Origin of the sequence: Brevibacterium pityocampae (assembly GCF_039541555.1) — a bacterium.
Taxonomy (GTDB): Bacteria; Actinomycetota; Actinomycetes; order Actinomycetales; family Brevibacteriaceae; genus Brevibacterium; species Brevibacterium pityocampae.
Window position 1 is genome coordinate 1 of record NZ_BAABGL010000009.1, and the last position, 747, is coordinate 747.

The window sequence follows — 747 nt, forward strand, 5'->3', positions numbered from 1 at the left end:
TCCCTTTTTTAGGCGCGTGATGTTCGTTGCGTGTTGATGAGCACGCGCGATCGTGGAGTCCACCGACAGCGACCAGTCGAGCTCGCCGGCAGCGTCAGCGTGAGCGGTCAAGCGGGCCAGCGCGGTGTCCCAGGTGCCGTCGTCGGCCATCCGGCGATGCCAGGTCCATACCGTTTGCCACTTGCCGAACGTCTCGGGCAGGTCCCGCCAGGCGATCCCGCATCGGTAGCGGTAGATGATGCCCTCGACCATCTGGCGGGCATCAGCGAAGGGCCGGCCCCTGCGGCCGGTCGGAGCAGGCAGCAAGTCAGCGATCANGCCGAGGAGGCGGCGGGTGATGCGGGCGTTTTCGCGATCGGCGGGCCTGTCAGCCGGTGTGGTGGTGTGGGTGATGCCGTGGGTGAACTGCCAGCAGATGAGTCCGTCGGTGGTGCGGTGCAGGCGCAGGATCCGCTCGGTCTTCATCTGGTGGTGCTGCTTGCACAGGGGGTGGAGGTTGTCGAAGTCCGTCCGCCCGCCACGAGCAGGAGCGGCGTGGTCGAAGGGGGTGATGTGGTCGGCTTCGCTGGTCTCGGCCCGCCGCGTGCAGCCCGGGGCGGTGCACCACGCCCAGGTCTGGTTCAGCGTGGTGCGCATTCCGGCCGGCAGCGTGTAGGACTGTGCAATCTCGGGGCAGATGGCGCCGGTGGTGGGGTCGGTGAGGATGCGGGTGAATTTCTCCGACCCGGCGGCGAGTCTGCGGGCGAG

Annotated in this window: 1 protein-coding gene and 1 pseudogene; both read right to left on the reverse strand. The window is 68.2% G+C overall.

Going from position 1 to position 747, the window contains the following annotated elements:
- A partial coding sequence (locus ABD883_RS08165) for a transposase (protein WP_345031319.1) occupies window positions 1–339 on the reverse strand: 339 nt, incomplete at its 3' end.
- Between the two features lie 123 nt (window positions 340–462).
- Window positions 463–636 (reverse strand): annotated as a pseudogene (locus ABD883_RS08170) (HNH endonuclease signature motif containing protein); the annotation flags it as partial.
- Between the last annotated feature and the right edge of the window lie 111 nt (window positions 637–747).